Here is a 10,807-nt window from a genome sequence, read left to right on the forward strand (position 1 = left end):
GTAGAAGATCCCGATTATTTAGCTGAAATAGAGAACATCTACTTCGATTTTGACAAATCCAACATACGTCCCGATGCGGCCAAAGAACTTGATAAGCTCATCAAACTCATGACCGAGGACTATCCGGAACTGGTCATCGAGATAGGCTCCCATACAGACCGCAGGGGTAGCAATGCCTATAACGAAAAACTCGCTGAACGCAGGGCCAAAGCTACCTATAATTACCTGGTAGCCAATGGTATTGCTCCAGAGAGGATCGCCGCATATCAGGGCTATGGAGAAACACAGCCGGCTATCCCGTGTGATCGTTGTTCAGAAAAAGACCACCAGTTAAACCGAAGATCCAAATTTAGTGTCGTGAAAATGCAATAAAGGTCTAACTAACCTGAAGAAGAGGCTAAGCTGGTTGATCCTCACCCCCTGATTGAGTTTCAATGTATGTTGCAGGTGGGATAAACCAGTTAGCCTCTTTATAAAGTTCAATCGACCCCAACAAATTCGATTGCAAAGAAAAAGGTCCGGCCTCTAGCCCGGACCTTTTTCGCTTTTATAAATTGGCAGAATTCAAAAGCCTATATCCGTAAAGAATAGGGGTAAATATTTTGAGGATTTTACTGACAGAATCAGTTTAATTTAAACCTTTGTAAGGGCCGTTTTCCACACACCTAAGAACCCGTCATTTGAACCTATAAAACAGCCTAAAAATAAGGGTTTTCCCCTATATTTTCCTTCAAAAAATAAAATTTAACCGGCAATTTTGTAAGGCAAAACGTTAGAATTTACCAATTTTAACCTACAGGATTGTGTTTTTTATCGATATAAAACGGCATTTTAACTAATATTTTGAAAAACAGCTAGTTGAGCAATTTTTTTGAAATAGTTTTACCAAAACATCTTTAAAGAGTCGCCCCCACACTTCTCTTGGGTAAGTCCCCACTTTTTTACCCGGTGTTAAACCCCACATGATTTATTGATTTAGATCAGCAATACTTTGTTGCCCTAATTCAATATATATTGTTGGATTTAATTAAAGAGACTAACCTATGAGGAAAGAATTACTTCTCCGAAAATCAAACCTGTTATTTTGTTTGACTATACTCCTATTGTCTGCAGCCAATAGTTTATATGCACAACAGGGTGATCCATCCAACTTTAGCATTAGAGGGAATGTTTATTCCGGTGTGCCTTCCAGTTCCCCAACTGCAGATGACTGGTTCCAGGGACCAACGGCCAATGGAATCATAGATGAATCCAATACGGCTGCCTACCAGGCTATAAACTCTCCAACAATAAAGAACCAGGCCTTTAGGGTTGGTTCCAAATATCCGCAATATGAAGAAGTAGGTGGTTATATTCTATATGATGCCGTATATGGTAGGGACCATGTTGACCTTAGCAATCAAGGATATGGTCGTGACAGAACTGCTTTTACAGGTTCAAGCGGAAAAAACGGGGATAACCCCAACCTGACCTGGGCTACTTCCCAGAATGAAAACGTACCAGACAAATCTGATATTGTAGATGCCTATGCTCACTTAAGAAGAGCGGGGCTAACCATCGGTCAGAATATGTGGCTGAATATGGGAGTATCTACCCTTTCCAACTCGGGGGACCACTTTCTTGACTTCGAATTATACGCTCAGCCAATTGAGACTAATGGCACCAATAACGGATTTGTAAACGCCGGTGAAAATAATACCGGAGGACATACCCCCTGGGTTTTTGACGCATCTGGAAATGTTACGCGTTCGGGAGATATGATCGCAGGATTCTCCTTTAATGGATCTACCGTATCGAACGTAATTCTAAGGATCTGGACTAAAAGAACCACTTGGCAGAATGTAACTCCGGCGAATTTTAACTGGGGACCCAATTTTGACGGGTCAGGAACCAATTCAGAATACGGCTATGCCGAAATAATCATTCCGTCGGGAAGTGTGTTCAGTACCGGAAACTCCAGCCAGGTTACAGGGCCGCCATGGGGAACCTTTTATAGTAATTCAAACCCTTATACTACTAATTATGACCCGGGATATTTTGCAGAGGTAGGCCTCAATCTATCAAAACTGGGTATAGACCCTAGTTTATCTACAGGGAATGCCTGTGACGCTCCTTTTACAAAACTCCTTGTAAAATCAAGGTCTTCTTCTTCCTTCACCTCGAATTTAAAGGATTTTGCCGGACCTTATGATTTCCTGGGTGCTTCATATACCGATACCAGGATCAAAAGGGATGATCCCGGTTACATTATATGCGGGAACACGACTTTAGGCCTTTCTCCTTTGGTGCCAGACCCGGCTGCTTATTATCGCTGGACCACTGTAGATGGGGAATTTTCCAACGGGCAGAAAACCTTTATAGGGATGAACGCCGTGGCCACCAAACCCGGTACCTACCGTTTAAGTGGGGCTCCACTGGAGGGCTGTACCGAAACCTTTAATGAAACCGTAGTTTACGCCCAGCCCTGTGCTAACTTTGATGAAGCAGAAGTGGTAGAAAACCGGGGGCCGGTAGTTATAGATGTAGTAGCCAATGACACCGACCTTGATAACAATATTGTTCCTGGCTCGGTAAGCGTTGGCGGGCTTTCTATAAATGCCCAGAATGGAACGCTTAGTGTAGACCCTGTAACAGGTGCCATAAGCTACACCCCGAATCCCGGATTCTTTGGAGTTGATACCTTTGAATATGAGGTTTTTGACGCAACACCTTCTGGTACTGAATATAACGGCCCGTTAAGCGATATCGCCCTTGTAACCGTTACCGTACTGAAAGATTCTGATAATGATACAGTTCCAGACCGGGATGATATTGATGATGACAATGACGGTATTCCCGACACTATTGAACAACCATTTGAAAATTCCCAACCGGTATGTGGGAGTAATACCGTTTTAAATTTCAGTTCTCCAACCAAACTTTCTGGTAATAACAATTCAAGGGTTGGAGATGAATTTTTGTTTACAAATGTAGCTCCGGGCATAGAAGCTGTAGTAATAATCACAGGATTTGACAGCAATAAGTTCACCTTGAGTTCTATAGACGATGACGGCACCAATTCCGGTTCATTTAAACCTGTAACTGAGCTTAGGAATATGGCAAACGGCGAACAGGGGTATGTGGAATTTACTTTCAGGTTCTATGAATCAGGAACTTCTCAAACTACCTCCCCGGTACCAGTTTCTGTACCTGAATTTTTAGTGAACTATAATGATATAGACGGATCTTCATTTTATAGTGAACAAAACTGGGTTTATTTCCCAGACAGCTACACCATAGAAACAGAAACCGAAATTCTTATAAATAGGGCCGATCCATGGATAATTGCCCAGGGTGGTGAAACGCCATATTCAGGATCAGGCAATGGCAATCCAAACATCAATCTATCAGCTAAATTCACCGATCTTTCCGTCTTTAGGGTAAGGCTGGGTGTTGTGGCCAATGTAAGTTTTGTAGGTAGCACGACCATAACTCATAACTTGGAATTTGATTGTGTGACTAACTTTGTGAACCCGAAAACTTTGGATAGCGATTCAGACAAAGATTCAGATCTGGTTCCTAACTATCTTGATCTGGATGCCGATAATGACGGAATTCCAGATGTAAGAGAGGCAGGTTACGACGACCCCAATAATGACGGAATGCTGTCAGGGCCATATGGAACCAACGGTCTGGCAGACTCTGCGGAAACTTTCCCCGATAGCGGAATCCTGGCTCAGCCCACAAGAAATACTGATCAATCTGCAGAGATTGACCCAGAACTATACGACTTTTTGGATGTGGATTCAGATAATGATGGATTGACTGACGCCTACGAAGCCTTTTCCAACAACTCCAGTCACAACGATAACGATCATGATGGTATAATAGATGGTTTTACTGATAATAACAAAAATGGCTGGCACGATCCTTTAGATGCGCTCCCTTCCTTCCCTGTAATAAGGAATTCTGATTATGATCCTCTACCCGATTATCTTGATCTGGATTCAGATGGGGACGGTATCCCGGACACCTATGAGTCAAATTCCGCAGTAATCGATGCCGATAACGACGGAATTGTCGGGGAGGGTATCCCTGCAGATTCAGACGGGGATGGACTTGCAGATACCAACGATCCAGATAATGCCGGGAACGTACTGGGAGGAAATGAATTCCTGCTTAACCGGGATTTCGATAATCTTGGATTACCCAACCATCTGGATATAGACACAGATAATGATGGGATCATAGACAACGTGGAAGCTCAATCCACCTTTGCCTATGTGGCTCCTTCCGGAAATGATACCGATGGTGACGGAATTGATGATGCCTACGATGTAAACAATGGCGGAGTTGGTATTGGTTATGTCAATACTGATGGAGGTACCGAACCCGATTTTGCCGATACCAATTCTGAGGACGACGGCTCGTTTGATATAATTGAAAATCACATCGATAATACATCAGATTTCACCCCATTTGATCAGAGAAATAATCAAACTGGTTCTAACTTGTCTGATGGAATGATAGATCCGGGTGTTGCGGACGATGATGGGGATGGATTATCCAATGTATTTGACCTCGTCAACGGAACCAATAGTATAAGTAACGTGACTAACTCCGGCCAGACTCCACTTACCCAACCAGACAACGATCCGGTTGGAGGAGACCGGGACTGGCGTGAAAAATCGGAGCAGGATAATGATAATGATGGAATCTCAGATTTTTATGACCTTGATGATGACAATGACGGTATCCTGGATACAGACGAACTTGACGGGATAATTGACCTAGACGGTGATGGACTACAGAACAGTTTTGATCTTGATTCTGATGCCGATGGCCTTCCAGATCACCTTGAAGGAGGTGGCATCTTTGATCAGGACGGGAACGGAACTCCTGGTTCCGGGCTCTTAGGCACTGCAGATGTAGATTCACAGGGTGTACCATTACAGGTTTCCAATCGTGACGGTGGTACCTACCCTACCCAGGGTCTAGTCACTATAGACACCGATGGTGATTCCTACATGGATTACCGCGACCTGGATTCTGATAACGACGGGATCGCAGATGTAATTGAAGCCGGTGGAGAAGACCCTGAAGGTAACGGGGTCTATGGTGCGGGTAATGCCAATGATGAAGATGCCGACGGCCTTGCCGATGTACTGGACATAATCTTTAATAATGATGTTACAGATCCTACTGATTCCAGTGTTATCGTAACAAATATGGGCACTCCTATGGGTGGCACCCCACTTACCATGTATGATTCAGTTAGCGGAATCCATAAGGCTCTTGACTCTGATGGGGATGGGATTGCAGACTATCTAGATCTTGATTCAGATAATGATACTACACCAGATAATATCGAAGGACAAACCACCCTTGGATATGTAGCCTTTGCCGCTTCAGATACCGATGGGGATGGTATTGTGGATTCTTATGATTATAACCAGGGAAATGCGATTTTTCCGGTTGATACTGATGGGGATGGAACTCCAGATTATCTCGACCTGGATTCAGATGATGATACAAAAGCTGATATCATTGAAGCTAATACAGTAGTAGTATCCAATACCGGTGGTAGAACCAACAATCCGGTAGGCAGCAACGGTCTCGACAATAATTATGATGGGACCGCCGGAGATACCTATGCAGATCCTAACGGCATATACGATAATACCCAGGCAGATAATTTCCCTGACGAAGATGATGATGTATATGCGGGAGGTGATGTGGACTACAGGGATACCTCCTTCAATGATAATGATAATGACGGGATAGTAGATTCCGTAGACCTTGATGATGATAATGATGGCGTGCTGGATACTGCAGAATCCTATGGGGCAGATCCGGCCATAGACAGTGATAATGACGGTATTCCTAATTATATGGATCCAGACCACTGTTCTGGAGATATTAATTCCTTCGGAATATGTTCAGACTATGACCTGGACAATGATGGAATTCCAAATCATTTTGATCTGGAAAGCGATGGTGACGGATGTAGCGATGCCATTGAAGCAGGAGCCACCTCTGATCCTACCAGTGATTATAAGTTCCCGGCCTCACCTGTAGGTACAGATGGTATCCCAGACGACGTTCAGGTCACCAGCGGAGCAAATAGCGGAAACGTAGACTATACCGTAAGTTCGCTCAACCCGCCGGTATATGACTTTTTGGATGCGGATGTTTTCGTGGCCTGTAAAGCAGATCTAAGCCTGGTAAAAACGGTAGATAATGCCAACCCAACTATAGGTGATGTTATAACATTCACCCTTACTCTAACCAATTCAGGCCCCTTTAGTGTAAGCCAGGTGCAGGTGCAGGACAATCTGCCTGCCGGTTTACTCAATATAACAGGAACCCCGAGCTCAGGTACTTTTGACCCAACCACTGGTATCTGGGATCTAACAGGAATAACCATTGACCCCGCCTCACCGGGGAACGTGGTAAGTCTGCAAATTACAGCTGAAATCGGTCCCAATTGTGGAGCGATTACCAACACGGCTGAGATAATCACCAGTGAAAGAGCCGATCCGGATTCCACTCCTGGTAATGGACTTTAAAAAACAGCTTATGATGAAAAATTACATCACATTGCAAAAAGAAAGCTTAAGACTTAAAGTGTCATTTATTTTAATGACGTTCCTGATGGTCTTTTGCTCCATCAATGCACAGGCACAGGAAGATGATTACAGCCAGGTGAGCGTAACGGTATCTGATACCCAGGCTCCAACTGTAACCGCTCCAAACGATATAAGCATAGACGGTTGTGACCGCAATGATATAGCCAACACCTATCCGTTATGGGGTTATAGTACCAGCCCTGTTTCCTTAAGCCTTGCCGAGTATGAAGGCTTAAGCGGAGCCAGTGCAACAGACAATGGTAATATCGCTTCAATAAGCTATACCGATGCTACCGATAATGGATCTTGTACCGAAGTTGTTACCAGAACCTTTACCGTTACTGATAACTGTGACAATTTCACCACGGCCACCCAAATTATAACCATTGCTGATGTTACCGCCCCCACTATAAGTTGTATAAGTGATAGAGATGTAATAGTCCCGCAAACTGAAACCCAGTATACGGTTTCCGGTACTGAATTTGACATTAGCAGTATCACCGATAATTGCAGCTCTGCATTTGCCATCACGAACAATCTCAATGGCACTTCAACTCTGGATGGGTATAGCCTTCCTTTAGGGGTAACCAGTGTTACCTGGACGGTGGAAGATGATTGCGGAAATATTTCAACCTGTACCTATGAGTTAAATGTAATTGCTCCCGATATTGTAGCTACCCTTACCGCCATAGACATAGACGGTAATCCTATGCCCGTTAATTACGAGAGCGTGGGACAGGTAATTAATTATGAAATAACTTTTGTAAATAATGGTACTTATGGGATCAATGTAATTACCGTTACCGATCCTAATGCAGATCCGGGTAGTATTACCTATGTATCTGGTGATGACACTAATATTGGTACTCTTGATCCTGGTGAAACCTGGGTGTATACAGAGACCCGTACGGTTACCCAGCAAAATATAGATGATGGCCAGGTAGCGAACACCGCGACCGTACATGGTTATATCGATGAAAACGGAAACAATACCTATGAGGTTGGAGAGACCCCTACCTCTAACGATACGGAGGAGATAATAGTTGAAGCACTGCAAAATCCACAGGTTGCCTTTACAAAAACTCAAACCACGGTGAATTATAATTCAGCCGAGGCCGATGGAAATTCAGTTTCCCCTGTAAAACAGCTTGGTGATGTGATCAATTATGATATTATCATTGAGAATACCGGGAATATTACCATTACCAATGTAAATCTTAGCGATTCTTTCCCTGGAGCCGGTAGTGGCACTTTAAGTGCTAAAACCGAAACCGGAGGAACAGGTGTGAACGGAAATGATATTCTGGAGGTAGGAGAAACCTGGAGCTATACCGCTTCATATACCGTAACCCAGGCAGATATTGATGCCAATATACCTTTGATCAATACTGCAGAATTAGAAACATTCCAGATACCTGGTCCCTCCTATGCTACAGAAAATACCCCGGTTGATGGAAGCATCATTTTAAGCGTTGACAAGACCCAGGTTTCAATTACCAACCCCGATTCGAGTCCGGCAGGAACTTTTGTGGATGAACCGGGTGACAGGATCACCTACAATATCACCTTGACCAATGATGGTTCTAGAACCCTTACCAATGTCACCCCTACCGAAACATTCCCGGGTACGACGGGCATAGGAACCCTTAGCACAGCTAGCGAAAGTATGAATGCCAATGGAAACCTGGAAGTAGGTGAGAATTGGACTTATACCGCTACCTACACCGTTAGCCAGGAAGATATAGATAATAATTCCAGCCTTACAAATACCATCAGTGTTTTAGCCGATGAACTAAGCACTGCCGAAGTTGCCACTGCTACCACGTCGGTATCAAGGAACCCTGCATGGACTATTTCGAAAGCTCAAAACCCGACGAATCAGACTTATACTGCACCGGGTGATGTTTTAACTTATGGAATCACTTTGGAAAACACCGGTAATATTAGTATTTCCAATATCAATGTAACAGACGTTACAGCAGATGCCTCACCGGGAGTGGTGAAACAGACAGATCTTGTAGGAAATAATGATAATATCATGGAGCCCGGGGAGAGCTGGTATTATACCGCTCAGTATACCGTAACCCAGACCGATATAGATTCAGGAACTTATACCAATACTGCCTCAGCCACCGGAGATCCGGTGGGAGGTGGAATGTTCGGTGGGGTTGAAGATCAGGAGTCGATTGATGCGAGTCAAACCCTTTCCATCGGTGACGTAACGGTCACCGAAGGTGAGAACGTGGATTTCCTGATCTCCCTTACCGGAATTAGTTCTACTGATATTAGTTTCACTCCCCAATTATCCAATGGAACAGCCACTATTGGGACAGATACCGGCACCCCATTACAATATAGCTCTGATGACGGTTCAACTTGGACTAACTATTCTTCAGGCAATATTATTATTCCAAGCGGAATCACCAGTATGCTGGTTAGAATTCCTACGATAGATGATGCCCTTACTGAAGCCCAGGAAAACTTTACTTTTGCAGCAAACGTGACCAGTTCCAATACCGCGAATTCTTTCATTTCGGCAACAGGAACCATCAATGACAATGATGCGATCACAATAAGCCTTGAAGGCTTTGAAATTACAGAAACAGGGGATCCTCAAACAGGATATTTTGTAGCAAGGATAGATGGTGGTGCTCTTGCTCAGGAAAATATTATCCTGAGCTTTAACACCATCGATGGTTCGGCTCTAGATGGCCAGGATTATACGGCCCAGTCCAATACAAGTTACACAATTGCAAGTGGAAGCTCCCAGGTTAATATACCTGTGGAGATATTAGGTGATGAAATTATAGAAAACCAGGAAACCTTCCTGGGTACAATGAGCATAGCAAATGCTAATGGTCAGGATGTAGGCATTACAGGAACCAATGGCGAGGCAACCTCTACCATAAACGATGATGATATCGCTGCCATGGAGCTTACTAAAACCGATAGCCTGGCAGATACCGATTCTTCAGGAGATGACTCTGAAGGAGATATCATTACCTATACCATCACCGTAAGGAATACAGGGAATGTAACCCTTGCTAATATTGAGATTACCGATAACGGAGTTACCTTTACAGGTAGTAATACCATCGCAAGTTTAGCGCCTGGTGCAACGGCCAGTGTAACTGCGAACTATACCCTAACCCAGGCAGATATTGATGCGGGAAGCTATTCAAACCAGGCTTCAGCCACCGGGGATAGCCCAGGGAAAACTGATGACGTATCTGATGATCTATCTGATGATCCTGATACGCCTGCCCTTAATGACCCAACTGTTACCACTATTACTCAATCGCCAACACTGACCATAGTTAATACCGTAGCACCGACTGATATCGCTGCTCCGCAAACGCTAACCTATACCATTGTGGTGGACAATACAGGGAATACCAGTTTGACCAATGTCGCTGTAGTAGATCCTCAGGCAACCACTGGACCAGCCTATGTAAGTGGAGACTCGAACTCCAATGACATTATGGAGGTCGATGAGACCTGGACCTATACCGCGACCTATGAAGCCACACAGGCTGATATTGATAATGGAAGTGATATTGTACATACTGCCAGCGTAACTACAACAGAAGTAACTACTGCGGTAACTGATGATGCAACAACCACTATTACTCAGTCGCCTTCGCTAACCGTAGCTAATATCGTAGCACCGACTGATATCGCTGCTCCGCAAACGCTAACCTATACCATTGTGGTGGACAATACGGGGAATACCAGTTTGACCAATGTCGCTGTAGTAGATCCTCAGGCAACCACTGGACCAGCCTATGTAAGTGGAGATTCGAACTCCAATGACATTATGGAAGTCGATGAGACCTGGACCTATACCGCTACCTATGAAGCCACACAGGCTGATATTGATAATGGAAGTGATATTGTACATACTGCCAGTGTAACTACAACGGAAGTAACTACTGCGGTAACTGATGATGCAACAACCACTATTACTCAATCGCCAACACTGACCGTAACCAATACCGTAGCACCGACTGATATCGCTGCTCCGCAAACGCTAACCTATACCATTGTGGTGGACAATACGGGGAATACCAGTTTGACCAATGTCGCTGTAGTAGATCCTCAGGCAACCACTGGACCAGCCTATGTAAGTGGAGACTCGAACTCCAATGACATTATGGAGGTCGATGAGACCTGGACCTATACCGCGACCTATGAAGCCA

At 44.2% G+C, this 10,807-nt stretch carries 3 protein-coding genes; all 3 read left to right on the forward strand.

Annotated elements, in window-relative coordinates; genetic code table 11:
* Nucleotides 1-372, forward strand: a 372-nt coding sequence (locus FGM01_RS14345) for an OmpA family protein (protein WP_143411832.1), incomplete at its 5' end; no start/stop codon positions are given.
* Between the two features lie 716 nt (nucleotides 373-1,088).
* Nucleotides 1,089-6,548 (forward strand): Ig-like domain-containing protein, encoded by a 5,460-nt coding sequence (locus FGM01_RS14350; protein ID WP_166435238.1) that lies wholly within the window; start codon nucleotides 1,089-1,091, stop codon nucleotides 6,546-6,548.
* A 10-nt stretch (nucleotides 6,549-6,558) separates the two neighbouring features.
* Nucleotides 6,559-10,807 (forward strand): beta strand repeat-containing protein (locus FGM01_RS14355; protein WP_166435239.1); only part of this gene is annotated, 4,249 nt, incomplete at its 3' end.

Source organism: Christiangramia sabulilitoris (assembly GCF_007050985.1).
In the GTDB taxonomy this organism is placed as follows: Bacteria; Bacteroidota; Bacteroidia; order Flavobacteriales; family Flavobacteriaceae; genus Christiangramia; species Christiangramia sabulilitoris.